The organism is Prolixibacter bellariivorans ATCC BAA-1284 (assembly GCF_000621705.1).
Taxonomy (GTDB): domain Bacteria; phylum Bacteroidota; class Bacteroidia; order Bacteroidales; family Prolixibacteraceae; genus Prolixibacter; species Prolixibacter bellariivorans.
In genome coordinates, this window is the sequence record NZ_JHXO01000006.1 from 319,301 (window position 1) to 345,086 (window position 25,786).

Here is a 25,786-nt window from a genome sequence, read left to right on the forward strand (position 1 = left end):
ATGATATTGAACGCCTTTAAATTAATGCTTCCAGTGCTTCAATCAAGCGTTGGTTTTCCATCTCCGAACCAACACTAATGCGCAGGCTACCTTCACAAAGAGCGACTCCGGAGCGGTCGCGAACAATAATTCTTTCATCGACCAGGTAATTGTAAATTCCGCGCGGATCGTGTGTCTTCACCAGTAAAAAATTTGCATCGCTAGGGAAAACCTTGACGACAAATGGAAATTCCGTAAGCTTTTCAGCCAGCTTTTTTCTTTCGGCAACCAGAATTTTGACCCAATCCGATTTTTCTTTTTCCAGCTCTATCAGCTCTATTGCTTTTAGTTGTGTCAGGATATTGATGTTGTACGGATATTTGATGCGGTTCAGTACGTCAATAATTTCCTGGCCGGCAAATGCCATTCCCAGTCTGATACCAGCCATTCCCCATGCTTTCGAGAATGTCTGTAATACCACCAGGTTGGGATGTTTGGCCAATAGTGGCAGAAGAGACTTCTCCGGGCAAAAGTCGATATAGGCTTCATCAACAACGACCAAGCCGTCGAAATTGTCCATGATTTCCAACATGGCATCCTGCTCCAAAGCATTCCCGGTAGGATTGTTCGGAGAGCAAAGGAAAATCATTTTGGTATTTTGTGTGACCGTATTCAGAACGGTTTTCACCGAAAGGGTGTAATCGGCATTCAGCGGTGCTTCAATAACTTTCACATCGTTCACATCGGCAGCCACACGATACATTCCGTAAGTGGGAGCAATGGCAACGATATTGTCTTTTCCGGGAGAACAAAATGCCCGAATTAGCAAGTCGATGGGTTCATCGCTTCCATTGCCGAGAAAGATGTTTTCAGCGGGAACGTTTTTTACCGGAGCAATCTTGCTTTTCAGTTCTTTTTGCCTCGGGTCGGGATACCGGTTGTACGGAGCATTGAACGGATTTTCGTTGGCATCGAGAAAAACCGCGGCCTCGCCCGAAAATTCATCACGTGCCGAAGAATACGGTTTCAATTTCCGGATGTTGTCCCTCAATAGTTTTTGTATATCGAATGTCATGATCTATGATTCATCGCTGGAGTTGATACGCAAAGTCGCTGCATTCTTATGGGCGAAAAGCAATTCACCCTCGGCCATGGCTTCTATGGTAGGCCCCAATTGCTGGATACCTTCTCTGGAAATTTCCTGAAACGTAATTTTTTTGCAGAAGCTTTCCAGGTTCAGTCCGCTGAATGAGCGGGCCCATCCTTGTGTTGGAAGCGTATGGTTCGTCCCGGATGCATAATCACCAGCACTCTCAGGTGTGAAATTTCCCAGGAAAACCGAACCGGCATTGGTAATGCGGTCGGCGTGATTCGTCGTATTCCGTGTGGCAATGATGAGGTGTTCCGGTGCATAAAAATTGATGAGTTCAACCATCTGCTCTTCATCGTTCACCAGAATAGCCCGACTATTTTCTAATGCTTTGGTAGCAATAGCCGCACGTGGCAATTCTGACATTTGCCTGTCGATTGCTTGCAATACTTTGGTAATAAGGGGTTCTTCGGTTGTTACCAGAATTACCTGGCTATCTGGACCGTGTTCGGCTTGTGATAACAAATCGGCTGCGATGAATTCAGGATTAGCCGATTCGTCAGCCATGATGGCCAGTTCCGATGGACCGGCAGGCATGTCGATAGCGCAATCGTTAACCGATACAATTTGTTTGGCAGCTGTGACCCATGAGTTGCCCGGACCAAAGATTTTATACACCCGAGGAACGGTTTCGGTTCCATAGGCCATGGCTCCGATAGCTTGAACTCCGCCAATTTTATAGATTCTGGAGACTTCGACCAACCCGGCAGCAAACAGGATGGCCGGATGAATCTCGCCTTTTTCATTAGGAGGTGTACAGAGAATAATCTCTTTGCAGCCGGCAATTTGAGCGGGAATTCCGAGCATTAAAACAGTGGAAAACAAAGGTGCAGATCCTCCCGGAATATAAAGTCCAACCTTGTCGATAGGTACAGATTTCTGCCAGCACTTTACACCGGGTGTTGTTTCAATCATCCGCATGGGCGGCTTCTGTATCTCGTGGAAGGCGAGGATATTTTTAGCCGCTTTCTGGATGGCCTCCTTCAGCTTGGGCTCAATCATTTGGGCAGCATTCTCCATTTCGTCCTTGCTTACCCTGAATTCTTCCAGGTCGGCTCCATCGAAACGACGCGTATAATCACGAACAGCGGTATCACCTTTCTTCTTTACATTGTCAAGAATCATCCTGACGGTACTGTTAATCGAAGAATAGTTATTGGCCGGGCGCGAAAGGATTTTGGGCCAGGTATTAAAAAGGGGATAATTGTAAATCTGCATTGATTGGATTTTTATAGTATCATTTTTTCAATTGGTACAACCAGTATTCCCTCTGCTCCGTTTTTTTTCAGGTTACCGATTACTTCCCAAAATTCATTATCGTCGATAACCGAGTGAAGTGAACTCCAGCCTTCTTTAGCCAGCGGCATTACGGTTGGAGAAGTCGTTCCGGGCAGCACTTCAACAATTTTATCTAATTTATGGTTCGGAGCGTTTAGCAGGATATATTTTTTCCCTTTCCCCATTTCCACTGACTCAATTCTGAAAATCAGTTCATCAAGGATACCTTGTTTTTCTTTGGACAGTTTTGGATTCGCAACCAAAACAGCCTCTGATTTCATTACCACTTCCACTTCTTTCAGCCGGTTGCTAACCAGCGTACTTCCGGAACTTACAATATCGAAAATGGCATCGGCCAGACCAATACCCGGAGCTATTTCTACAGAACCGGTAATCACATGAATCTCCGCATCAATTTTCTTTTCAGCCAAAAATTCCTTCAGAATCTCCGGGTAGGAGGTGGCGATTTTCTTCCCGTTAAACCATTTTGGTCCTGGATATTCGCTTACCATTGATTGTGGGATGGCCAACGAAAGTCGACACTTGCTGAACCCCAGATGTTTGATGACATCAACCTGTTGCTTTTTCTCGGCCACTTCGTTTAAACCGACGATCCCGATATCAGCAACACCGTCAGCAACTGACTGTGGGATATCATCGTCCCGAAGGTACAAAACTTCCATGGGAAAATTCTTGGCTGCAGAGATGAGTCTTCTCTTGCCGGAAATCAGATCAATGCCGGTTTCTTTAATCAAACCGACGGAATCTTCATTCAGGCGGCCTTTAGTCTGAATCGCGATGCGTAATGTTGAGTTCATGACAAATTTTTAGATGAAAAAAAAGGCTTACCCCGATTAAGGTAAGCCTGATAATTTTAATGAATATTCTTAGACATTTCAATTACGGCCTACCTTTTAGCAGGAAATGATGATGACCGTAATGGAAAATTGCGTTGTTCATAATCTTGTTGTTGCTGCAATGATACGTATTTTAGAAAAACGACGCAACAGCAGCGAAAAATAATGGAGGTATTTTAATGTTTAATTAATGCGAAATAAGAATTACGGAGCATTAATTATGTGCATTGCTCATATATGAAAAAGAGGCAACCTTTCGATTGCCTCCATTTATCAGAACATATCTTTTACCTTGTCAAAGAAATTGCGATCTTCTGAACCGACATTTTTTGCACTGAAATTATCTGATTCCTGAAGTTTTTCCATTTGTTTCTTTTCGTCGTTGCTAAGCTTCTTAGGTACCCATACATGAATGCGAACCAGCAAATCGCCGCGTCCGTAACCGTTCAAATCGGGTAATCCTTTTCCGCGAAGGCGAAGAATCTTTTCCGGTTGTGTGCCGGCATCCACTTTCACTTTCACCTTGTTATCAACTGTTGGAATCTCAGCGGTAGTACCCAGCGCCAGGTCGGGGAACGATACATAAAGATTGTAAATCAAATCGTTCTCATCCCGTATCAGTTCCGGATCCTTTACTTCGTTGATGAGTACCAGTAAGTCGCCGGGAACACCACCACGCCGGGCGGCATTTCCTTTTCCGCTAACGGAAAGTTGCATACCTTCCGCTACGCCAGGCGGTATTTTAATGTTGATAATCTCTTCACCTCTGACAATTCCTTCGCCGTGGCATTTGTCACACTTGTGTGTAATAATTTGGCCTTCGCCACCACAGGTGGGACAGGTGGATGTTGTCTGCATCTGCCCAAGGAAAGTATTGCTAATGCGCGTAACCTGGCCGGAACCGTGGCACGTGGAACAGGAGCTGTATCCATTGCTTCCTTTCGCTCCACTACCGTGACAGCTATCGCAGGTAACGTATTTCTTAACTTTTATTTTCTTTTCTGCACCGTGAGCAATCTCTTTCAGCGTCAGGCTGGCTTTAACCCGAAGGTTCGAACCACGGTTCGTGCGGCGGTGTGTGCGTCCACCTCCTGAACCGAATCCTCCAAATCCACCAAATCCTCCACCAAAAATATCACCAAACATGGAGAAGATATCGTCCATGGACATGTCATGGCCACTGAATCCACCTTGACCACCGCCAAGACCGGAGTGTCCAAATTGGTCATATCTCTGACGTTTTTCAGGGTTGCTTAGTACTTCGTAAGCCTCGGCAGCCTCTTTAAAATTCTCTTCAGCCGCTTTGTCACCCGGATTTTTGTCAGGGTGGAACTGAATCGCCTTTTTTCGGTAGGCTTTTTTTATCTCTTCCGGGCTTGCACTTTTGCTAACCCCCAAAACTTCATAATAATCTCTTTTTGCCATTATCCGATTTCTTTCCTGTCAGTTAAAATCTTCCGTTTTTATTCACCAACGACTACTTTGGCAAATCGAATCACTTTCTCATTCAATACGTATCCCTTCTGGATCACATCTACCACTTTGCCTTTCAGTTCCTCGGAAGGTGCCGGAATTTTCGTCAGGGCTTCATGTAGATCAGTATCAAATTCTGTTCCGTTGGCCTCAATCTCCTTAATGCCATTCTGATTCAGAAAATCTTTGAATTTACTGTAGATCAGTTGCACACCGTCTTTTACAGCATTTTCTTCAAGCCCTTGTTCCATTGAGCCAATGGCGCGTTCAAAATCATCGATAACGGGAAGAATGTTGGTCAAAATGCTTTCTCCAGCTGTTTTGGTCAGCTCCATTTTTTCCTTCAATGTTCTTCTGCGGTAGTTATCAAACTCAGCAGAAAGGCGCAGATATTTGTCATTCATCTGTTCAATCTGCTTTTCCAACTCTGCTATTTTGTCCGCGTCTTTGTCTTTTTTGGACTTTTTCTTGTCTTTTTTATCCTCGTGCTTCTCTTCTGATTGCTTTTCTTTTTCTGCAGTTGAAACTTCGTCACCTTCGGAGGAGCTGTTTTTTGTCACTTCTTTTTCTTCCATTTGGTTGGTATTCATTTCCTTTTGTTCCTCCTGTTTGTTTTTTTCTTTGCTCATACGATTGAAGTTTTCTAAACAAGTTCGTCACTGTTCAACAAAACTTTTGCCAATTGCTGATTTCGGACAATTTGACATTTTTCTTCCCGACCGACTGTCAAGCCGATTGCATTGAAATAGAGTTGTCCGCAAAAGTAAGGAATCCTATCGGACTGTTTACAAATTATTTTTGTAAGGTCGAAAGCGTTTCAATCAACCGGTTACCACGCAAATTTCGGGCAACAATAACTCCATTGCCATTGATGAGGAAGTTGGTGGGAATACCGCGCACACCGTAAACGCCCGCATATTTTGACATCCAGCCTTTCAAATCACTTACTTGCCATGGCCATGACAGGCCATCCATTTTAATCGCGCGTTCCCAGGCTGTGTGACTTTGGTCGAGAGAAACACTAAAAACGGTAAATCCTTTGCCTTCAACGAAATTCTTATCCTTAAATTCATCGTAAGCTTTTACGACATTCGGATTTTCGCGACGGCAAGGTCCACACCACGACGCCCAAAAGTCGATCAAAACCATTTTACCACGAAGAGCGGAAAGTTTGAGGGTATCGCCATTGATGCTGGTTTCCACGATATTGGGCGCTGTTCTTCCGATTGACGTTCCGACCGGAGGAGAAGTGCTTTTATTTTTATGGTTTTTGGCAGAGCTTGTTTGTGCCGCAAAGGCAACAAAAGCGGATATTAATAGTGATAAGGTGAAAGTACGATATTTCATGACTATTTTTTTGAAGTTAGACGTTCAGGAATTGCGTTCCTTACGATTCTCTTACAATCTTCGCGCCAAGACTGTTCAACCGAACGTCTATTGCTTCGTAACCCCGGTCTATTTGCTCGATGTGATCGATGGTGGAAGTGCCCGTAGCGGAGAGAGCTGCGATAAGCAGTGCCACTCCGGCACGGATGTCAGGAGATGTCATGTGTGTTCCTCTTAGTTGCACTGCTCGGTCAAGACCGATAACAGTTGCGCGATGAGGGTCACAGAGAATAATTTTGGCGCCCATGTCAATCAACCGGTCAACAAAAAACAGGCGGCTTTCGAACATTTTTTGGTGTATCAAAACACTACCCCGCGCCTGTGTTGCTACGACAAGAAAAACACTGAGCAAGTCGGGGGTTAATCCGGGCCAGGGCGCATCGGCAATAGACATGATGGAACCGTCAATAAACGATTCCACTTCGTAATGTTCCTGGGAAGGAATAAAAAGATCGTCGCCCCGGTTTTCAACATGAATGCCTAACCGTCGAAAAGCATCGGGAATGATACCTAGGTTATGTAACGAAACATTTTTAATTGTCAGAGCGGAGGAAGTCATGGCTGCGAGACCGATAAAACTTCCTACTTCAATCATATCGGGAAGCAGCGTATGATTGCAGCCACTAAGAGAATCAACACCATCAATAATCAACAGATTGGAGCCAATCCCACTGATGTTTGCTCCCATCGAATTGAGCATCCTGCATAACTGTTGCACATAGGGCTCGCAGGCAGCATTGTAAATTGTTGTGGTTCCTTTGGCCAGCGTTGCGGCCATTACCAGGTTGGCTGTACCGGTCACCGAAGCTTCATCAAGAAGCATATAAGTGCCGGTGAGTCGGTTCGCCTTAATTTGGTATTGACATTTATCGGCATCATAGTGGAAATCAGCGCCCATCTTTTCGAGTCCGATGAAGTGGGTGTCTAACCTGCGGCGTCCTATTTTATCTCCACCGGGTTGTGGAATAATCCCTTTCCCGAAGCGAGCCAGTAACGGACCGATTATCATGATGGAACCGCGCAGGCCACCTGCCAGCTTCCTGAATTCTTCAGTATTGATGTAACTGATGTTGACCTGGTTGGCCAGAAAGTTGTAATTCCCTTTCTCTTTACGGGTAACTTTCACGCCAAATCCTCTCAGCATTTCGATGAGTTTCAGGACATCGCTGATTTCGGGAATGTTGGAAATGTTTACTTCCTCGTCGGTGAGTAAGACGGCACAAATTACCTGTAACGCTTCGTTTTTGGCTCCCTGGGGAATCAGTTCTCCGGTGAGTTGTTGGCCACCTTCTATGATAAACCGTGCCATGTAAGTCGCTAATTACTTGTGTTTCCGGTTCGCTCCTTTACTTTTCTTTTTATTACTGCTTCCGCCGGTTCTGAGTATGTCGCGTGCATCGGCAAGCCTGGGGGCTTCCTCAATTTTCAGGCTACCTTCCGATAATTCTTCCAGGTCCTTTAGTATCTTATCATCGTTTACTGTTTCCTTATTCCAAACCACAAACGATTTTTTCATCTGATTAGCCAGCATTTGAATGAGCTGCTTTTTTTCCGGAGTTCCATCTTCGTACTGGGAAGCTTGCTCAATCATCTTTTCAACAAGTTTTCCGTAGTGACGATATTTTATGGGCGTATGATCGTAAGGCACCGACTTGGGTTTTTCCAGAAAGGTTTCCGGGCGAGGAGGATCATACGGGTAGTCAATATCAAGTTTAAAATCGGACATGATGGCAATGTGATCCCATAATTTATGCCTGAAGTCGCTGACATCACGCAGGTAGGGATACATGTTTCCCATGATCTCAATAATTTGATTGGCTGCACGGTTTCTTTCTTCGCGGTCTTCGATAGAAACCACGTAGTCAACCATTTTGTGAATATTCCTTCCGTATTCAGGAAGCTTCAGTTTTTTACGATTCGAGTTATAATCCATTGAAAAGTATCTTCGGTTAAGTGGCATTTGCATAATGCAGGAATATCAGGCAAAAGCACGAAGGATTTCGATCACAAATCTAATCCTTTTACCGCATATTACAAAAAGTTAAGGTCTTCGAGGTATGGAAAAGGAATATTCGTTCGCGCCCAAAGGTTATTCTACAATTTTCAACTTGGCAAATTTCAGTAATAAGTGTTTTTCGCCGGCATTAGGGAAGAAAACTTTTGCCTTCCGGTCGGGCATCGTTCCTTCAATAGCAATAACTTTTCCACGCCCGAAACGTTGGTGTTCCACGAACATACCAGCCTGAATTTCTTCCGGATCGCTTCCGGCAAATGCGGCTGCGTTTTGCCTGTTGGCTTCGTTCATGCGGGTGAGCCGTTTACCCAAATGTTCATTTCCCTGTTGACTGCGAATACCCATTGGACTTCTTCTGGTGGTGGCTTCTTCTTTTGCAGGTGGAACGGATTCACGCCGGGGAAGATGAGCCTGGAGGCCACCCGATTTCAGGTTGAGGAACTGCTCGTCGATTTCACCGATAAAACGGCTGGGATTACAAAATTCCAGGTTTCCCCAACGATAGCGCTGTTTGGCAAATGATAGCCAGGCATTCTCTTCGGCCCGGGTGAGGGCCACATAGAACAGGCGTCGTTCTTCTTCGAGTTCCGCACCCGTTAATGTGCCAGAGAATCCCGATGGAAAAAGATTTTCTTCCAGACCAACGATAAATACATTCTTAAACTCCAATCCCTTGGATGAGTGAACGGTCATCAGGGTCACCTTATCAAAGTCTTCTTCTTTATCCGTATCCTGATCGGTGAGCAGGGCAACCTCTTCCATGAAGTTATTGAGCTGGTTCGGACGTCCTTCTTCTTTCGCGTTCAGTGAAAAATCCTGAATCGCATTCAGCAATTCCTGAACGTTTTCGTACCGGCTCAGGTTTTCCGGCGTTTTGTCCTTGTAAAACTCTTTCAGCATGCCGCTTTCCGAAGCAATTTGCAGGGCCAGTTCATAAGCTTCCATCGAAGTTAATTGGCTGGCAAATCCCTCAATCATGTGAATAAACTCGGCTACTTTGCGCTGTGTCCCTGCGTTCAGTCCGGCCGTTTGGCATTCATCCGGATTAGAGGCAATTTCCCAAATACTTTGATTGTTCTGAACCGCATAGGTCTCCAGTCGCCCCATGGTGGTATTGCCAATTCCGCGAGCCGGGTAATTGATGACTCGCTTGAAGGCTTCGTCGTCCTTCACGTTAATCGCTAGCCGGTAGTAAGCGAGTAAATCCTTAATTTCCTTGCGTTGATAAAACGACAGGCCTCCATAGATTTTATATGGGATATTGCGCTTTCGCAAAGCTTCCTCAAAAATACGTGACTGCGCGTTGGTCCGATACAGAATGGCAAAGTCGGCAAACCGGTGCTGATGGTTCATCCGTGTGTCGATAATCTCATTTGCCACCAGGTAGCCTTCTTCGTTGTCTGTCAATGCACCGATTACCTGAATTTTTTCTCCTTCGGCGTTTTCGCTGAATACTCGTTTGGGAAGCTGCCGTTTGTTTTTCTCAATGAGGCTATTGGCAGCATCCACAATCGTTTGTGTCGACCGATAATTTTGCTCCAGTTTATACGTGTTGAATTCGGGATAATCTTTCCGGAAGTTCAGGATATTTTCAATTTTGGCTCCCCTGAAGGAGTAAATACTTTGGGCGTCGTCGCCAACCACGCAAATATTTTCGTGACCCAGTGCCAGCTTTTTTACAATCAGGTATTGCGAAAAGTTGGTATCCTGGTACTCGTCGACCAAAATATATTTGAATCGTTGCTGATATTTTGCCAGTATTTCCTCGTGGTTTTTGAATAGTAAATTAGTCTGCAGAAGCAGATCGTCAAAATCCATGGCACTGGCATTTTTACAGCGCCGTGCGTATTCTTTGTAAACTTCGGCAAGCCGGGGCATTCGCGATGCCTGGTCGGCTTCCCGAATCTGAGTGTTTTGCAGATATGCCGTTGGGGTAATTAAGTTATTCTTGGCAGCCGAAATCCGGTTGTAAACCAAACCGGGCTTGTAGGTTTTATCATCGAGCTTCATACTCTTGATGATGGTCTTCAGCAAGCTTTTGGTATCCTGCGTGTCGTAAATGGTGAAGCTGGACGGGTAGCCGATGATTTCTGCCTCGCTCCGAAGAATTCTGGCAAAAATGGAGTGAAATGTTCCCATCCAGAGATACCGGGCAGTTTGGGAACCAACAATTTTAGCAATTCGTTCCTTCATTTCGCGGGCTGCCTTGTTGGTGAAGGTAAGTGCCAGTATAGACGAAGGGGGAACGCCATTTTTAAGCAAGTGAGCAATCCGGTAGGTTAATACGCGTGTTTTCCCGGAACCGGCACCGGCAATTACCAGCGAAGGTCCTTCGGTGTTGACAACGGCATCGCGTTGGGCTTCATTTAATTCCTCGAGGTAGTTGTTCACGCCGGGAGTGGATTAATCGGTTAAAAAATACTGGATTCTGTTCAGAACCACTTGCAAATATAACTGCCTGTACGGAAAAATTTCAATGGTCTGTAAAGGAATTCAAATTAATTCCCGTCTATTATTTTTATACTTGTATTCAGGTTTAACCGCAAAGAATTACCTGCATGCAAATTAACCCACTGATCACCAGAGTCTGTCTTGTTGTTTTTTTCGTATCCGGAATAGTATTGCCGTCAGTTGCACAGCAACTTACTGCCCCGGCATCTGATTTTTCGGAAAGTACAAGCTATCCGGTTACCCCGAATAATGATATGATCTACTATTTCTGCACGCAGCAGGGACAGCAAATTGCCGAATTGCAGGCAGTGTCTGCTGGTAGTGTTGTTACATTCAACTGGACAAAATATAACAGCGCAACCGGCAGTTTCGATGCATATGCCACGGAAAGCGGAGCGTCTTCCGTTATTCAGAATTTAGCCGACGGTTGTTATCAGGTTTCATTTACCGAAGGAGGGAACAATTATTCATTCCGGGCGTGGGTATTTAACAGTTGGTTGCAGGTAACTGCGGCCGTAACAGCATCGACCTGTACTTCTTTTCACCTTGAATCGACGGTAACGGGTTCTACTTTTATTTACTACGATATCACCTCGAATCAGCAACTTGTGCTGGCTCCGAATGATACGTATGCATGGTATGAGGGAGAGACACGTCTGGCGACACAAGCTTCGTTTACGACATACGATGTACCGGCGCAAAACACTGATTATCGGGTGGAAGTCAGAAACCGGGCCGGTTGTACCGCTAGCTCGACAGTGACATATCAATCGGTGGTGCCGGAAGCAAAATTCTCGTGGACCACCAGCCAGAAGGGTGATCCGCAGTATAGTAATCCGCAGGCGCCGTTGGAAGTGCAGTTTAATAACGAGTCGCTTAATGCAGACAATGATAAATTCGAATGGTTTTTGTTCCGCGATATTAGTGCCATCCGCGAAGAGGCATCCACAGCGACAGAGCCGGTTGATTCCATAATGGAAGTGCTGACCGACATGAATCCCGTTTACACATACGAGAATTCCGGACGTTACATGGTGAAGCTGGTTGCCGCAAAGGAGAATCCGAATTTTACCTGTCGGGATACTTTTTATTTGAGTGATTACATTGTGGTGGATACCTCATTGGTGATGGTGCCGCCTGTTTTTACGCCAAATGGCGATGGCATGAATGATGTGTTGAAGATTAAAACCCGTTCGCTGGAATCGCTCGATTTTCAGATTCTGAATCGATGGGGGCGGACAGTTCACCATTTTAAAAAGAGTGGTTATATTCCTGAAGACTCTGAGCTGGCAGCCTGGGATGGTAAGATTGGTGGAAAACCTGCTTCTGCGGGTGTTTATTTTTATGTGGTTGATGCGGTGGGTCGCGACGGGACACGACGAAAACGAAAAGGATTTATTCACCTCCTAAGGTGACATAGCAGATAATATTGAACATGAAAAAACCCCTGCTCCAAATTAAGGAGGCAGGGGTTTTAAGTTAGTCATAGGTTGGAAAAGACGATTTATTCTTCGTCTTGTTCAGCTTCGTAGGCAGCGAGCAGTTCATCCTGAATTTCACCCGGTACTTTTTCGTAGTCAGCGAATTTCATGGTAAACATGGCACGACCCTGTGTCAGCGAACTGAGCGAAGTAGAATATTTATTCATCTCTTTTAACGGCACTTTTGCCACGATTTTCTCGAAGCCTTTTTCTGAGCTCATTCCCATAATGAGGGCCCGACGTCCCTGGAGGTCACTCATTACATCACCCATACGGTCGGATGGTACGAGCACTTCTACATCGTAAATGGGTTCCAGAATTTTGGCGCCAGCTTTCTTGAATGCGTCACTAAAGGCGTGTCGTCCGGCCAGTTTGAACGAAATCTCATTGGAATCCACGGGGTGCATTTTTCCATCGTAAATGAAAACGCGGATGTCGCGGGCATATGAACCAGTCAATGGACCTTCTTCCATTTTTTCCATGATTCCTTTCAGAATGGCCGGATGGAATCGGGCGTCGATGGAGCCTCCAACGATGCAGTTGCAGAAGACCAGTTTTCCTCCCCACGGCAATTTGTGCTCATCGGTTCCGCGAACATTGACTTTCAGCTCTTTTCCGTTAATTTTGAACATTGAAGGAGCTGGCGAGCCTTCTTCATAAGGTTCGATAATCATATGAACCTCGCCGAATTGACCGGCTCCACCACTCTGTTTTTTGTGACGATAATCGGCTTGTGCGGCCTTGGTAATTGTTTCCCGGTAAGGGATTTTGGGCTTGAGAAACTCAATATCAATTTTGAACTCGTTGGTAAGATACCATCTCAACGTATTGAGGTGGTATTCACCCTGACCGTGCACGATTACCTGTTTTAGTTCTTTGGAGTACTCAATCACATAGGTCGGATCCTCTTCTGCCATCCGGTGCAGGTATTCACCCATCTTTTCTTCATCAGCCTCGTTTACGGCCTTAATGGCAGTACGGTAGCGAGGCTCCGGATATTGCAGTGACGGGAATTTATAATTTGCATCCTTGTCGGAAAGCGTATGATTGTGTTTGGTTTCTTTCAGTTTCACGGTGGCACCGATATCTCCGGCTACCATCTCTGTTACTTTGGTCCGGTTTTTTCCGGCAACGGCGTAAATCTGCGAGATCCGTTCCTTAGCGTTGCGGGTTGTGTTCATCAGGTCCATTCCTTCTTTCACGGTTCCCGACATCACTTTGAAATAAGTGATTTCACCTACGTGTTGTTCAACGGAAGTTTTAAAGACAAAAAGCGAAGTCGGGCCATTGACGTCGGCTTTTACTTCTTTGTCATTAACTGTTTTCTTCGGAGCAAGTTCTCCGGGATGCGGAGCCACATTAATGATGAATTCCATTAGTCGGCGGGTTCCCATGTCGCAGGAAGCGCATACGCAGAAGACGGGGAAAACACTACGCTCGAGCATTCCGAGCTTTAAGCCGGTACGCATTTCATCTTCGGTGAGTTCGCCTTTTTCGAAGAAGAGTTCCATCAAATTCTCATCGTTTTCAGCGGCCATTTCCACCAATTCGTTGTGCATTTGTTCGGCCTTTTCCTTCTCTTCTTCAGGAATATCGATGATTTTTGGTTCGCCACCATTGGCTGGCCATTCGTACATTTTCATCTTCAGTACGTCGACCACTTTATTGAAACCGATACCGGGATTCACAGGATACTGGACGATGGCCAGTTTGTTGCCGAAAGCGGCTTTCGCCGAATCAATCGACATGTCCCAGTTGGTGTTTTCGTGATTCAGGTGGTTCATCACGAAAATAAGCGGAGTGTGGAATTTGGCTGCGTTGCGGTTGGCAATTTCGGTTCCTACTTCAACTCCGTTCACGGTGTTGAAAATCATGAGTCCGGTAGCAGCAACACTAAGGGCGGGAATCACACCACCGACGAAATCGTCCATTCCGGGAGTATCGATGATGTTCAGTTTGCAACCGTTGTATTCGGTATAGAGGACAGTTGGATGAACGGAGTTTCCGTACTCCTGTTCAACCCGGTGATAGTCAGAAACAGTGTTTTTGTTGTCTACTTCACCCATTCGGTTGATAACACCACCCTCGTAGAGCATTGTCTCCGCGAGGGTGGTTTTCCCGGCGCCGGCATTACCCAGTAACGTCAGATTCCTAATCTCATTGGTTTGGTATACTTTCATGTGTTGTCAAAGTTTTTAGGATGGAAAAAATGTTTAAAGGTTTCGAATAGTAAAACGGCACCTGTTTTTTTTCGACAGGTGCCAAACGAGTCTATCAAAATTAAAAATTATTTAACAAGACACAACCCTTTGATGGTAGTCGATTGACAGTTTTTCTCCGATGTAGATATTGGTTTTTCGTCCTAAATAACTTGTCATTCAGAATTATCGCAATTTTTTTTCGCGGAAGTGGAAGGTAAGAAGTGGTGAAATTGAGGAGTGGAAATATGTTTTAGAATATATTTTATCGAATATTGCCTCTTGAACTATACATAAAAAAGCATTTTGTTTTGAATATAACTGATTCCGGTTATATTTGTTCTGAAACATTTCCAGGGATTAAACTATCTGTACATGCAGCGATTTCCCTTCTTTAAGCAATTGGATGCCATGGACTGTGGTCCGTCGTGCCTCCGGATGATTGCAAAACATTACGGGAAAAATTTTTCACTTCAAACCCTGAGGGACCGAAGTTACCTAACCAGAGAAGGCGTATCGATGCTGGGAATATCGGATGCGGCCGAATCGATTGGTATGCGATCTATCGGGGCGCGTGTCTCCTTTGAGCAGTTGACGGAACAGGTTCCGTTACCTTGTATTGTTCATTGGAAACAGGAGCATTTTGTCGTTGTATACAAAATCAAAAAAGGGAAAATTTACGTAGCCGATCCGGCATATGGCTTACTGAAGTATTCGGTAAGCGAATTCATGAAAGGATGGACCGGCTCAACAGATACAGAGAACGCCAAGGGATTGTGCCTGCTGCTGGAACCGACACCCGATTTTTATAATATAGAGGATGAGAAGACGGATAAATCTTCTTTCCGGTTCTTGTTTGCCTATCTGAAGCCTTACAAGAAATTTCTGATACAGTTGGCGCTGGGATTATTCCTGGGAAGTTTGTTCCAGTTGATTTTCCCGTTCCTGACTCAATCGATGGTCGACGTGGGTATCAATAACCGGAACATGGGGTTTGTTACCCTGGTGCTGGTTGCCCAGTTGGTGTTGTTTATTTCGCAGACGACCGTTGAATTTATCCGTAACTGGATTTTATTGCATCTCACTACACGCATCAATATATCGCTGATTTCAGACTTTCTTGTCAAGCTAATGCGACTCCCTATTGGTTTCTTCGACACCAAGATGATAGGTGATATGATGCAGCGCATCGGCGATCATGTCAGAATAGAGCAATTTCTGACGAACCAGTCGTTGAATGTGCTTTTTTCCATGTTCAATCTGGTTGTGTTTTCAATCGTTCTTGCTATTTACAGTTGGCAGATTTTGGCGATTTTCCTTTTGGGAAGTATTCTGTATGTTATTTGGATTCTGATATTTATGAGGCGTCGCCGGGAGCTGGATTTTCGTCGTTTTACTCAGTTATCCGATAATCAGAGTAAACTGATTGAGTTGATAACCGGAATGCAGGAAATCAAGCTAAACAACAGTGAGAAGCAGAAGCGCTGGGAATGGGAACGTATTCAAGCCCGGTTATTCCGGGTAAATGTGCAGCGGCTATCGCTTACGCAGACGCAGACCATTGGTTCAGGCTTTGTTAATCAGCTGAAGAATATTTTGATTTCGTTTCTGTCGGCGAAGTTGGTTATCGAGGGGCAGATGACATTGGGTGCCATGGTGGCTGTATCGTATATCATTGGTCAGATGAACGCCCCGATCGAAGGTTTGATGAATTTCTTCCAAACGGCACAAGATGCGAAGATATCACTTGAGCGCTTGGGTGAGATTCATGAAAAGGAAGACGAAGAAAAGGCCGAAGATCCGAAGATTACGATTTTCCCGGAAAACAAAGAGCTGAGTATAAATAGTGTTCATTTTCAGTACGAAGGCCCGCATTCGCCGATGGTTCTGAAAGATATTAACTTGCATATTCCTGCCGAAAAAACAACAGCCATTGTGGGTATGAGCGGAAGTGGAAAAACCACGCTTATCAAACTGATGCTGGGATTTTATCAACCGGTGAAAGGAGATATCCATTTGGGCGACATCCAGCTTCGAAACTTTTCAAGCCGCCTGTGGCGCGATAAGTGCGGTGTAGTGATGCAGGATGGATTTATTTTTTCGGATACCATTATAAATAATATAGCCGTTGGTCAGGAGACGATTGACAGAGAGCAAATGTTGCATGCTGTTCGGATGGCCAATATACAGGATTACATTGAATCGCTACCTTTAGGTTACAATACCAAGATAGGGCAGGAGGGTGTTGGCTTATCACAGGGACAGAAGCAGCGCATTTTGCTGGCTCGTGCTATTTATAAGAATCCCGATTTTATTTTCCTCGATGAGGCAACCAATGCACTGGATGCCAATAATGAGAAAATCATCATGGAGAACATGGAGGAATTTTATAAAGGTCGTACCGTAATTGTGGTGGCCCACCGGTTAAGTACAGTAAAAAATGCCGACCAGATTGTGGTGCTCGAAAAAGGAGCGATTGTAGAGCGGGGAACACATAAAGAGTTAATTGCTAAAAAAGGACAATACTTTCATCTGGTGAAGAATCAGTTGGAACTGGGTGCCTGATTTTTCAGGGTACTTTTATATATATAACCGTTGCCGATTTTATGGAAAAAAAGAGACACTTGGAAATCAGAAGCGAAGAAGTTCAGGATATTCTTGGACGTATGCCTGCGTGGATAACACGCAACGGCACGACGCTGGTTTTTGTAGTGATTGCCTTGCTTTTTATTGGCAGCTGGTTTTTTAAGTACCCCGATATTATTACGTCTCCTATTGTTGTTACCACCGAAAATCCGCCGGCCAATATTTTAGCCCGGGTCGATGGAAAGATTACGCAATTATATGTGAAAGACAAGGAGCATGTTGAGAAAGGGCAGCGGATTGCCTTATTGGAAAACTCGGCCAATTTCGATGATGTTCTTGATTTGGAAAAGCACTTGCGCTGGCTTGCACCTTTCTTTATCGATTTTGATTTAAAGAAGCAGACCGTTTTCAGAGATAATTACACGCTTGGAACCATTCAGACCAAGTATACCGCATTCCTGAAATTGTATAATGATTATGTCCATTTTTCAGAGCGTAATTACTATCCCGAGAAAGTCAAGGCGCTGCAGGATCAGGTAAAAGTTTACCGGATGTATTATGACCGGCAGTGGAGTCGTCGCAATGTAGTGGTGGAAGATTTGGGGCTGGCTGAAAAAAAGTTTAAGCGTGACTCTCTATTATATCGAAAAGGTGTTTTGTCGCTGGCTGAGTTTGAAACATCGAAACAGACGCTGCTGAATAAAAAGTACGATTTTGAAGGCGTTCGCACCACACTTGCCGAAACGCAAATGAAGATTCTGGATCTGCAGCAATCGGTTATTGATATGCAGAACAAATATGACCAGGAGGAAAAAGGGCTTCAGCTTTCGCTGGAAGAGGCTTACAATAACCTTCGGAGTGAGATTGATGTGTGGGAGTTGAATTTCCTGATGAAAGCACCAATTGAAGGAGAAGTGACGTTTACCAAGTTCTGGAGTGTAAACCAGAATGTAAAACAAGGCGAAAATGTATTTACAATTGTACCCGATAAGCCCAGTCGTATTATTGGTAAAGTAAAATTGCAAATCCGAGGGTCCGGCAAGGTTGAGGTTGGACAACGAGTCAATATCAAGTTCGATAATTATCCTTATATGGAATATGGAATGGTTGAAGGGCGTGTTGCCAAAATTTCACTGGTTCCGAATGATGATTACTATTCCTGCGAAGTTGATTTGCCCAACGGATTAGTAACCAATTATGGGACCAAGCTCAGTTTCAACCACGAAATTTCCGGGTCGGCCGAAATCATCACCGAAGATCGCCGATTGTTGCAGCGACTCTTCAATCCCATCCGTTCACTCTTCCGCGAACGCGTGGCCCGATAGAGTGATTCCACTTCGAAAAATCCAAAATTCCTCAAAATCGCATAGATAGCGCTATTTTTTTTAGCGAAAATGTGGTTTTGTCTTGAAAATGTGTAATTTTGCAAACCGATTTTAGGCAGGATCTGCGGCTGTGAAGTAATAAACAGTGCTGATTCTCCGAAAAATAATGTACCTTTGCGAACCATTTTGTGTGCGTAAATATATTAATGTTCAAATTTTAAACTTTTATGCCTACTATTCAACAGTTAGTACGTAAAGGGAGAAAGCAGATTAAAGAGAAGAGTAAGTCTCCCGCGCTGGACGCTTGTCCGCAACGTCGTGGCGTTTGTGTACGTGTTTACACGACTACGCCAAAAAAACCGAACTCAGCAATGCGTAAAGTTGCCAGGGTAAGGTTGACCAATGGTAAAGAAGTAAACGCTTACATTCCGGGTGAAGGACACAACCTGCAGGAGCACTCAATTGTGCTGGTACGCGGTGGTCGTGTAAAAGACCTTCCAGGTGTACGTTATCACTTGATTCGTGGTGCGCTCGATACAGCCGGTGTTGAAGGCCGTACGCAGCGTCGTTCGAAGTACGGTGCCAAACGTCCGAAGAAATAAGCGATTTATTGCAGTTAATGAAATTAGTACAATTTAGTTATTTGTGTGGTGGTTTGGTTGAGTAAGGGTCTGTGCATGCAGGCTAGCAAACTGAAGACTGAACAACAGCTAATTCGAATAACACTTAACAAGAGTAACTAAAAATGAGAAAGTCAAAACCAAAGAAGAGGATACTGTTACCAGATCCGAAATTCAATGACACGCTGGTAACCCGGTTTGTAAATGACTTGATGCGTGACGGTAAAAAAACCACCGCATTCAAAATTTTCTACGATGCGCTCGCAATCGTAGATGAGCGGATGAAAGAAAACGAGCTTTCGTCTCTCGATGTCTTCAAAAAGGCCCTTCAGAACATTACTCCAATGGTAGAGGTGAAAAGTAGGCGCGTTGGAGGGGCAACCTTCCAGGTCCCGATGGAAATTCGGGGTGAACGTAAAACGGCTATTTCGATCCGAAACCTGATTCTTTTCGCACGCAAACGCTCAGGTAAATCGATGGCGGAGAAATTGTCCGCCGAAATCGTTGCAGCATTTAACGAAGAAGGTGGAGCTTACAAGAAGAAAGAAGATACCCACCGTATGGCAGAAGCGAACCGTGCATTTGCACACTTCCGTTTCTAATCATTTGTTGCAAGGTTATAAGTAAAAGGATTCACGAATAGAGTAGTATTATTCACAATGGCAAGGGATTTAAAAAATACCAGAAATATAGGCATCATGGCGCACATTGATGCCGGCAAAACCACTGCCACCGAAAGGATTTTGTTCTATACTGGTCGTACCCACCGGATTGGTGAGGTTCACGACGGTGCAGCTACAATGGACTGGATGGAGCAGGAGCAGGAGCGTGGTATTACCATTACTTCGGCGGCTACATTTACCGAGTGGAAGTATAACGACATAATTCACCAGATTAACATCATTGATACTCCCGGACACGTTGACTTCACTGTAGAGGTTGAGCGTTCGCTGCGTGTACTTGATGGAGCTATAGCAACCTTCTGTGCCGTTGGTGGTGTGGAAGCCCAGTCGGAAACTGTATGGCGTCAAGCTGTAAAATACGGTGTTCCGCGTATGGGATTTGTTAACAAGATGGACCGTTCGGGAGCTGACTTCTTCAAAGTTGTTGGCGAAGTGAAGGAGAAACTGGGTGCAAATCCGGTTCCGCTTCAGATTCCGATTGGTGCAGAAGAAACATTCAAAGGAGTTGTCGACCTGATTTCGATGAAAGCCATTGTATGGCACGACGAAACCATGGGGGCAGCATATGATATCGAAGAAATTCCTGCAGACATGCTTGAGCAGGCAAACGAATACCGGGAGAAACTGGTAGAAGCAGTTGCCGAACAGGATGAAGAGCTGATGGAGAAATTCTTCGAAGATTCCGATAGCATCACTGTTGAAGAATTGAACAGCGTTATTCGTAAGGCAACCATTGCTGGCGATATCGTTCCGATGCTGTGTGGTTCTGCGTTCAAGAACAAAGGTATTCAGACATTACTGAACGCTGTTTGTGCTTTTCTGCCCAGCCCAATTGATGTTGGTGCAGTAAAAGGATTCAAGCCAGGTACCGAAGAAGTGATCATGCGTGAACCGGAAGCTTCTGAGCCGCTTACTGCGTTGGCATTTAAAATTGCTACCGATCCGTTTGTTGGCCGTCTCTGCTTTATCCGTATTTACTCAGGTACACTTGAGGCCGGTTCCTATGTAATGAATACACGTACTGGTAAGAAAGAGCGTATTTCGCGGTTGTACCAGATGCACTCCAACAAGCAGCAACCTCGTGATGCAGTAGAAGCAGGAGATATTTGTGCTGCCGTTGGTTTCAAAGATATCCGTACAGGTGATACTCTTTGTGCAGTTGATAAACCCATTTTGCTTGAATCCATTACTTTCCCGGAACCGGTTATCGGCGTTGCCGTTGAGCCGAAGACTCAGAAAGATTTGGATAAACTGTCGAATGGTTTGGCTAAACTGGCCGAAGAAGATCCGACCTTCCGGGTTAATACCGACGAAGACAGCGGACAGACAGTTATTCGTGGTATGGGTGAGTTACACCTCGAGATTATTATTGATCGTCTGAAACGTGAATTCAAGGTAGAGTGTAACCAGGGAGCACCTCAGGTTGCATACAAGGAAGCGATTACGCAATCTGTCGACCTTCGCGAGACATACAAGAAGCAGACGGGTGGTCGAGGTAAATTCGCTGATATCATCGTTAAGGTTGGTCCGGTTGACGAGGGTCAGTCAGGCTTACAATTCGTTAACGAAGTAAAAGGTGGAAACATTCCTAAAGAATATATTCCTTCGGTAGAAAAAGGTTTCAAAGACGCCATGGTAAATGGTCCGTTGGCCGGATTCCCGATTGAAAACCTGAAGGTTAATCTGCTCGATGGTTCGTTCCACCCGGTTGACTCCGACCAGTTGTCGTTTGAGGTCGCCGGTCGCCAGGCATTTAAAAATGCCGCTTCCAAAGCGAAACCGATACTGCTGGAGCCCATCATGAAAGTGGAAATTGTTACTCCGGATGAATATATGGGTGACATCGTTTCTGATTTGAACCGCCGGCGCGGACAGGTTGAGAGCATGGATTCCAAACTGGGTGCACGTGTTGTTAAAGCATTGGTTCCACTTTCCGAGCAATTCGGATACGTTACCGTACTACGTACCCTGTCTTCAGGACGTGCTACCTCTTCGATGGAGTTCGCGCACTATGCCGAAGTACCGAAGAACATTGCACTGAGTGTGCTTGAGAATGTTAAAGGAAGAACAGATTTGTTATAATATAATTGCTGTAATACGTTCTTATCATGAGTCAAAAAATTCGGATAAAGCTGAAATCTTACGATCATAATCTGGTCGACAAGTCAGCAGAAAAGATCGTGAAGACAGTGAAGACCACCGGAGCAGTGGTTAGCGGTCCTATACCGTTGCCTACTCATCGTCGCGTTTTTACTGTATTGCGGTCAACCTTCGTAAATAAGAAATCGAGGGAGCAGTTTGAATTGTCGTCCTACAAGAGGTTGATCGACATTTATAGTTCAACTGCTAAAACAATTGATGCCCTGATGAAGCTCGAGCTTCCCAGTGGTGTTGAGGTTGAAATTAAAGTTTGATAAAAGCTTAAAGCAAGTAGAAATGCCAGGATTAATTGGAAAGAAAATCGGAATGACTTCCGTATTCAGTGTTGAGGGGAAAAACATCCCATGCACTGTGATTGAGGCTGGTCCCTGTGTTGTTACCCAGGTTAAGACCATCGAAACCGATGGTTATGAAGCAATTCAGCTGGGTTTTCAGGACAAAAAGGAAAAGCACAGCACGAAAGCTGAACTAGGTCATGCTAAAAAGGCCGGTACCAGCCCAAAACGTAAAGTAATCGAATTCAAAGGATTCGATGAAGGACTCAAGCTTGGCGATACCGTAACTGTTGACATTATCCAGGAAGAAAGCTGGGTCGATATCTCGGGTATCTCAAAAGGTAAAGGTTTTCAAGGGGTAGTTAAGCGTCATGGTTTTGGCGGTGTTGGACAGTCCACACACGGCCAGCACAACCGCTTGCGCGCACCGGGTTCTATCGGAGCTGCTTCTTACCCTGCACGTGTATTCAAAGGTCTGCGTATGGCCGGACGTGACGGAGGTAAGACGGTAACAGTAGAGAACCTGAAAGTGCTAAAGGTTATCCCTGAGAAAAATCTCTTGATTGTTAAAGGTTCCGTACCCGGAGCCAAAGGTTCATACTTAATCGTTGCACAGTAATGGAAATTGCAATCTTAAATACAGCAGGAAAAGAAACCGGAAGAAGCATAGAGTTGGTTGATTCTATCTATGCTGTTGAACCTAGCGATCACGCCATTTACCTTGATGTAAAACAGTACCTGGCCAATCAGCGTCAGGGTACCCACAAATCGAAGGAACGTGGTGAGATTACCGGTTCGACCCGTAAACTGAAAAAGCAAAAAGGTACTGGTACCGCGCGTGCCGGTAGCATTAAGTCACCCATTTTCCGTGGCGGAGGTCGTGTTTTCGGACCGCAGCCTCGCAACTATGGTTTCAAGCTGAACAAAAAGCTGAAAACCTTGGCCCGGAAATCGGCTCTGAGTTATAAAGCCAAGAGCAATGATATTCTCGTTATGGAGGACTTCAACTTCGAAGGACCCAAAACCAAAGAATTTGTTGCCATTCAGAACAATCTGCAAGTGGCTGATAAAAAGTCGTTGATTGTTTTATCTGAAGCAAATAAAAACATATATTTGTCATCCAGAAATTTACAGAATGCCGAAGTTGTAACTGCTTCTGAATTAAGCACCTATAAAATTATGCGTGCAAAGAAAGTGGTTTTCGTGGAGAGTTCTGTGAAGGCAATGGAGGAAATGTTTAAGATTTAACGCTAAAAATGATGGTTGATATTCTGATTCGCCCCATTGTAACCGAAAAAATGACGGACCAGGCGGAAACGTTTAACCGCTTCGGTTTTGTTGTTGATCGCAGGGCAAATAAACAGCAGATTAAAAAGGCTGTAGAAGATCTCTATGGCGTTAAGGTTGCCTCCGTAAACACCATGGTCTATCCGGGTAAAGCCAAATCACGCTTTACTAAAAGTGGTGTTCTGACTGGTAAGACCAACTCGTATAAAAAGGCAATCGTTACTTTGGTAGAAGGTGACACTATTGATTTTTACAGCAATATCTAAATTAAGAGATGGCAGTTAGAAAATTAAAACCTGTAACACCGGGTCAAAGGCACAAAATTATTGGTGCCTTTGATACCGTTACGACAGACACACCTGAGAAATCATTGTTAAGGCCCATTAAAAAAACCGGTGGGCGTAATAACACCGGTAAGATGACAATGAGGTATATAGGTGGCGGGCATAAGCGGAAGTACCGTGTTATCGACTTTAAGCGCGATAAGGATGGTATTCCCGCTAAAGTGCAATCTGTACAGTACGATCCAAATCGTACCGCACGTATTGCGCTGTTGGTTTATGCTGATGGAGAAAAACGTTACATCCTCGCCCCGAACGGTCTTCGTGAAGGCCAAACCGTTATTTCGGGGGATAGCGTAGCTCCAGAAGTTGGAAATGCCCTTCCGTTAGCCAAAATACCTTTGGGTACCATCGTTCACAACATTGAGTTGCAACCCGGACAAGGCGGCGTCATGGCTCGTTCGGCTGGTTCGTATGCGCAACTTACTTCCCGTGAAGGAAGGTACGTAATTGTCAAATTACCTTCAGGCGAATCCCGTATGGTTCTTACTGCTTGCCGTGCAACGGTAGGTACAGTTGGAAACACCGATCATGCGCTTGAAAGATCAGGTAAAGCCGGTCGAAGCCGCTGGCTTGGTCGTCGTCCGCGAGTACGCGGTGTAGCTATGAACCCAGTCGATCACCCAATGGGTGGTGGAGAAGGACGCTCTTCGGGTGGACACCCGCGGTCGCGTAAAGGCGTTCTGGCTAAGGGTTATAAAACCCGCGCTAAGAAGAAGGCTTCGAATAAGTACATTGTTGAACGTAGGAAAAAGTAATCATCGATTATGAGCCGTTCGCTTAAAAAAGGCCCTTTTATCGACTTTAAATTGGAAAAAAAGGTTCTCGCCATGAATGAAGGCGGGAAGAAGTCGGTAATCAAAACGTGGGCCAGACATTCCATGATTTCACCTGATTTTGTAGGCCATACCATCGCTGTTCACAACGGAAACAAGTTTATCCCTGTTTATGTAACTGAGAACATGGTTGGTCACAAATTGGGAGAATTTGCACCTACACGTACCTTCCGGGGTCATGGTGGAAACAAAAAGAGATAAGCCACACCCACGGTAATGTTAAAAAGTAGTAAAAAGTACTAACGATGGGTTCAAGAAAAAGAAAGAGCGCTGAATTGCTCAAAGAAGCAAAAAAACAACAATATCAGGCCGTTCTGCGCAATTGTCCCACTTCGCCGCGTAAAATGCGTCTTGTCGCTGATATGATCCGCGGCATGGAGGTGAATCATGCTCTGGACGTCCTGAAGTTCTCGTCAAAGGATGCCGCTCGCCCGGTTGAAAAACTATTGCTTTCAGCTATCGCGAACTGGCAGGCCAAAAACGAAGGCGTAAGGATTGAAGAAAGTAATCTTTACGTGTCGGAAGTGTTCGTTGATTCGGCACGTATTCTGAAACGTTTGCGCCCGGCACCTCAGGGTCGTGCGCACCGTATCCGGAAACGTTCGAACCATGTAACTCTCCGTCTGGACAGTAAGAATGTTGTTGAAGAAATTTCTAAATAATAATACATGGGACAAAAAGTAAATCCGATATCTAATAGGCTTGGAATCATCAAAGGATGGGATTCCAACTGGTTCGGAGGTGATAACTATGGTGACAAACTGGTCGAAGACCACAAACTGCGGGAATATCTTTCTGCACGTTTGGCTAAAGCAAGCATTTCGAAGATTATCATCGAGCGCACGCTGAAGCTCATCACTATCACAATCCATACCTCAAGGCCCGGTATTATTATTGGTAAAGGTGGTCAGGAAGTCGACAAATTGAAAGAGGAGTTGAAGAAGATCACCAAGAAGGAAGTTCAGATCAACATCTTCGAGATTAAACGTCCTGAACTCGACGCTCGCATCGTCGCTAATAATATCGCACGCCAGGTAGAAGGCAAAATTGCCTACCGCCGCGCCGTTAAAATGTCGATTGCTTCCGCTATGCGAATGGGAGCAGAAGGTATTAAAGTGCAGGTTTCCGGTCGTTTGAACGGTGCTGAAATGGCTCGTTCAGAAATGTATAAAGATGGCCGTACACCCTTGCACACCCTTCGTGCCGACATTGACTACGCCCTTGGAGAAGCTTTAACCAAAACCGGTTTAATCGGTGTAAAGGTTTGGATCTGCAAAGGAGAAGTTTATGGCAAACGCGACTTGTCGCCAAACGTTGGTCAATCAAAAGGACCAAGTGGACGCGGTGGCAAGCAAGGTGGCGGAGCCAGGAAGCAGCGTAGGAAATAATTAAGTCTGTTAACCATC

Annotated in this window: 24 protein-coding genes; 14 read left to right on the top strand and 10 right to left on the bottom strand. The window is 45.0% G+C overall.

Annotation, left to right across the window (positions count from 1 at the left end; all coding sequences use genetic code 11):
- Window positions 1-16: 16 nt before the first annotated feature.
- The 9 genes from hisC to T426_RS0106900 form a co-directional block, all read right to left on the bottom strand.
- Window positions 17-1,054, bottom strand: coding sequence for a histidinol-phosphate transaminase (gene hisC / locus T426_RS0106860; RefSeq protein ID WP_025863419.1), 1,038 nt, complete (start codon window positions 1,052-1,054; stop codon window positions 17-19).
- 3 nt (window positions 1,055-1,057) lie between these two features.
- Window positions 1,058-2,347: a histidinol dehydrogenase gene (gene hisD / locus T426_RS0106865; RefSeq protein ID WP_025863420.1), complete on the bottom strand. Its 1,290-nt coding sequence runs from the start codon at window positions 2,345-2,347 to the stop codon at window positions 1,058-1,060.
- An 11-nt stretch (window positions 2,348-2,358) separates the two neighbouring features.
- Complete coding sequence (hisG, locus tag T426_RS0106870) at window positions 2,359-3,225, bottom strand: ATP phosphoribosyltransferase (RefSeq protein WP_025863421.1); 867 nt, start codon at window positions 3,223-3,225, stop codon at window positions 2,359-2,361.
- Between the two features lie 312 nt (window positions 3,226-3,537).
- Window positions 3,538-4,689 (bottom strand): molecular chaperone DnaJ, encoded by a 1,152-nt coding sequence (gene dnaJ / locus T426_RS0106875; RefSeq protein ID WP_027585459.1) that lies wholly within the window; start codon window positions 4,687-4,689, stop codon window positions 3,538-3,540.
- A 38-nt stretch (window positions 4,690-4,727) separates the two neighbouring features.
- The gene (locus T426_RS0106880; protein WP_027585460.1) at window positions 4,728-5,366 is read right to left on the bottom strand and encodes a nucleotide exchange factor GrpE; all 639 of its coding nucleotides are present in this window, start codon (window positions 5,364-5,366) and stop codon (window positions 4,728-4,730) included.
- 163 nt (window positions 5,367-5,529) lie between these two features.
- On the bottom strand, window positions 5,530-6,084 hold the full coding sequence (locus T426_RS0106885) for a TlpA family protein disulfide reductase (protein ID WP_025863422.1): 555 nt from the start codon (window positions 6,082-6,084) through the stop codon (window positions 5,530-5,532).
- A gap of 40 nt (window positions 6,085-6,124) precedes the next feature.
- Window positions 6,125-7,432 (bottom strand): UDP-N-acetylglucosamine 1-carboxyvinyltransferase, encoded by a 1,308-nt coding sequence (gene murA / locus T426_RS0106890; protein ID WP_025863423.1) that lies wholly within the window; start codon window positions 7,430-7,432, stop codon window positions 6,125-6,127.
- A 12-nt stretch (window positions 7,433-7,444) separates the two neighbouring features.
- Entirely contained in the window at window positions 7,445-8,056 is a 612-nt protein-coding gene (locus tag T426_RS0106895; RefSeq protein ID WP_025863424.1) for a DUF4290 domain-containing protein, read from the bottom strand.
- A gap of 156 nt (window positions 8,057-8,212) precedes the next feature.
- Entirely contained in the window at window positions 8,213-10,528 is a 2,316-nt protein-coding gene (locus tag T426_RS0106900) for an ATP-dependent helicase (protein WP_025863425.1), read from the bottom strand.
- A 167-nt stretch (window positions 10,529-10,695) separates the two neighbouring features.
- Here T426_RS0106900 and T426_RS0106905 point away from each other — a divergent pair, with 167 nt between their 5' ends.
- The gene (locus T426_RS0106905; protein WP_025863426.1) at window positions 10,696-12,003 is read left to right on the top strand and encodes a T9SS type B sorting domain-containing protein; all 1,308 of its coding nucleotides are present in this window, start codon (window positions 10,696-10,698) and stop codon (window positions 12,001-12,003) included.
- Between the two features lie 89 nt (window positions 12,004-12,092).
- Here T426_RS0106905 and T426_RS0106910 read toward each other — a convergent pair whose 3' ends face one another.
- Window positions 12,093-14,249, bottom strand: coding sequence for an elongation factor G (locus tag T426_RS0106910; RefSeq protein WP_027585461.1), 2,157 nt, complete (start codon window positions 14,247-14,249; stop codon window positions 12,093-12,095).
- 393 nt (window positions 14,250-14,642) lie between these two features.
- On the opposite strand from T426_RS0106910, the gene T426_RS0106915 reads away from it, so the two are divergent.
- From T426_RS0106915 to rpsC, 13 genes are all read left to right on the top strand, one after another.
- Window positions 14,643-16,832, top strand: a complete 2,190-nt coding sequence (locus T426_RS0106915; protein WP_148303686.1) for a peptidase domain-containing ABC transporter — start codon at window positions 14,643-14,645, stop codon at window positions 16,830-16,832.
- Between the two features lie 41 nt (window positions 16,833-16,873).
- Complete coding sequence (locus T426_RS0106920; RefSeq protein ID WP_025863428.1) at window positions 16,874-18,178, top strand: HlyD family secretion protein; 1,305 nt, start codon at window positions 16,874-16,876, stop codon at window positions 18,176-18,178.
- A 227-nt stretch (window positions 18,179-18,405) separates the two neighbouring features.
- Window positions 18,406-18,780 (top strand): 30S ribosomal protein S12, encoded by a 375-nt coding sequence (gene rpsL / locus T426_RS0106925; protein WP_025863429.1) that lies wholly within the window; start codon window positions 18,406-18,408, stop codon window positions 18,778-18,780.
- A gap of 143 nt (window positions 18,781-18,923) precedes the next feature.
- Complete coding sequence (rpsG, locus tag T426_RS0106930) at window positions 18,924-19,400, top strand: 30S ribosomal protein S7 (protein ID WP_025863430.1); 477 nt, start codon at window positions 18,924-18,926, stop codon at window positions 19,398-19,400.
- Window positions 19,401-19,496: 96 nt separating this feature from the next.
- A complete protein-coding gene (gene fusA / locus T426_RS0106935) occupies window positions 19,497-21,563 on the top strand; it encodes an elongation factor G (protein ID WP_428829255.1) in 2,067 nt (688 codons plus the stop codon).
- Window positions 21,564-21,589: 26 nt separating this feature from the next.
- Complete coding sequence (rpsJ, locus tag T426_RS0106940) at window positions 21,590-21,895, top strand: 30S ribosomal protein S10 (protein WP_025863432.1); 306 nt, start codon at window positions 21,590-21,592, stop codon at window positions 21,893-21,895.
- A gap of 22 nt (window positions 21,896-21,917) precedes the next feature.
- A complete protein-coding gene (gene rplC / locus T426_RS0106945; protein ID WP_025863433.1) occupies window positions 21,918-22,535 on the top strand; it encodes a 50S ribosomal protein L3 in 618 nt (205 codons plus the stop codon).
- Complete coding sequence (rplD, locus tag T426_RS0106950) at window positions 22,535-23,164, top strand: 50S ribosomal protein L4 (RefSeq protein WP_025863434.1); 630 nt, start codon at window positions 22,535-22,537, stop codon at window positions 23,162-23,164. Before rplC ends, rplD begins: the two co-directional genes overlap by 1 nt.
- Before the next feature lie 8 nt (window positions 23,165-23,172).
- Window positions 23,173-23,469 carry a 50S ribosomal protein L23 gene (gene rplW / locus T426_RS0106955; RefSeq protein WP_025863435.1) on the top strand — a complete coding sequence of 99 codons (297 nt, stop codon included), beginning with the start codon at window positions 23,173-23,175 and terminating at the stop codon, window positions 23,467-23,469.
- Window positions 23,470-23,477: 8 nt separating this feature from the next.
- Window positions 23,478-24,302: a 50S ribosomal protein L2 gene (gene rplB, locus T426_RS0106960; protein WP_025863436.1), complete on the top strand. Its 825-nt coding sequence runs from the start codon at window positions 23,478-23,480 to the stop codon at window positions 24,300-24,302.
- 9 nt (window positions 24,303-24,311) lie between these two features.
- Window positions 24,312-24,581 (top strand): 30S ribosomal protein S19, encoded by a 270-nt coding sequence (gene rpsS / locus T426_RS0106965; protein WP_025863437.1) that lies wholly within the window; start codon window positions 24,312-24,314, stop codon window positions 24,579-24,581.
- A 44-nt stretch (window positions 24,582-24,625) separates the two neighbouring features.
- Complete coding sequence (gene rplV, locus T426_RS0106970) at window positions 24,626-25,042, top strand: 50S ribosomal protein L22 (RefSeq protein WP_025863438.1); 417 nt, start codon at window positions 24,626-24,628, stop codon at window positions 25,040-25,042.
- A 6-nt stretch (window positions 25,043-25,048) separates the two neighbouring features.
- Complete coding sequence (gene rpsC / locus T426_RS0106975) at window positions 25,049-25,768, top strand: 30S ribosomal protein S3 (RefSeq protein WP_025863439.1); 720 nt, start codon at window positions 25,049-25,051, stop codon at window positions 25,766-25,768.
- The last annotated feature ends 18 nt before the right edge of the window (window positions 25,769-25,786 follow it).

Excerpts from the sequence above, each read along its gene's own strand:
- rplV (WP_025863438.1), top strand. The coding sequence starts at position 24,626 with ATGGGTTCAAGAAAAAGAAAGAGCGCTGAATTGCTCAAAGAAGCAAAA.
- rplB (WP_025863436.1), top strand. The coding sequence starts at position 23,478 with ATGGCAGTTAGAAAATTAAAACCTGTAACACCGGGTCAAAGGCACAAA.
- dnaJ (WP_027585459.1), bottom strand. The coding sequence starts at position 4,689 with ATGGCAAAAAGAGATTATTATGAAGTTTTGGGGGTTAGCAAAAGTGCA.
- T426_RS0106880 (WP_027585460.1), bottom strand. The coding sequence starts at position 5,366 with ATGAGCAAAGAAAAAAACAAACAGGAGGAACAAAAGGAAATGAATACC.
- murA (WP_025863423.1), bottom strand. The coding sequence starts at position 7,432 with ATGGCACGGTTTATCATAGAAGGTGGCCAACAACTCACCGGAGAACTG.
- T426_RS0106885 (WP_025863422.1), bottom strand. The coding sequence starts at position 6,084 with ATGAAATATCGTACTTTCACCTTATCACTATTAATATCCGCTTTTGTT.
- rplD (WP_025863434.1), top strand. The coding sequence starts at position 22,535 with ATGGAAATTGCAATCTTAAATACAGCAGGAAAAGAAACCGGAAGAAGC.
- hisG (WP_025863421.1), bottom strand. The coding sequence starts at position 3,225 with ATGAACTCAACATTACGCATCGCGATTCAGACTAAAGGCCGCCTGAAT.
- rpsG (WP_025863430.1), top strand. The coding sequence starts at position 18,924 with ATGAGAAAGTCAAAACCAAAGAAGAGGATACTGTTACCAGATCCGAAA.
- T426_RS0106895 (WP_025863424.1), bottom strand. The coding sequence starts at position 8,056 with ATGGATTATAACTCGAATCGTAAAAAACTGAAGCTTCCTGAATACGGA.
- hisC (WP_025863419.1), bottom strand. The coding sequence starts at position 1,054 with ATGACATTCGATATACAAAAACTATTGAGGGACAACATCCGGAAATTG.
- fusA (WP_428829255.1), top strand. The coding sequence starts at position 19,497 with ATGGCGCACATTGATGCCGGCAAAACCACTGCCACCGAAAGGATTTTG.
- T426_RS0106920 (WP_025863428.1), top strand. The coding sequence starts at position 16,874 with ATGGAAAAAAAGAGACACTTGGAAATCAGAAGCGAAGAAGTTCAGGAT.
- rpsJ (WP_025863432.1), top strand. The coding sequence starts at position 21,590 with ATGAGTCAAAAAATTCGGATAAAGCTGAAATCTTACGATCATAATCTG.
- T426_RS0106915 (WP_148303686.1), top strand. The coding sequence starts at position 14,643 with ATGCAGCGATTTCCCTTCTTTAAGCAATTGGATGCCATGGACTGTGGT.
- rpsS (WP_025863437.1), top strand. The coding sequence starts at position 24,312 with ATGAGCCGTTCGCTTAAAAAAGGCCCTTTTATCGACTTTAAATTGGAA.
- rpsC (WP_025863439.1), top strand. The coding sequence starts at position 25,049 with ATGGGACAAAAAGTAAATCCGATATCTAATAGGCTTGGAATCATCAAA.
- T426_RS0106905 (WP_025863426.1), top strand. The coding sequence starts at position 10,696 with ATGCAAATTAACCCACTGATCACCAGAGTCTGTCTTGTTGTTTTTTTC.
- rplW (WP_025863435.1), top strand. The coding sequence starts at position 23,173 with ATGATGGTTGATATTCTGATTCGCCCCATTGTAACCGAAAAAATGACG.
- rpsL (WP_025863429.1), top strand. The coding sequence starts at position 18,406 with ATGCCTACTATTCAACAGTTAGTACGTAAAGGGAGAAAGCAGATTAAA.
- hisD (WP_025863420.1), bottom strand. The coding sequence starts at position 2,347 with ATGCAGATTTACAATTATCCCCTTTTTAATACCTGGCCCAAAATCCTT.
- T426_RS0106910 (WP_027585461.1), bottom strand. The coding sequence starts at position 14,249 with ATGAAAGTATACCAAACCAATGAGATTAGGAATCTGACGTTACTGGGT.
- rplC (WP_025863433.1), top strand. The coding sequence starts at position 21,918 with ATGCCAGGATTAATTGGAAAGAAAATCGGAATGACTTCCGTATTCAGT.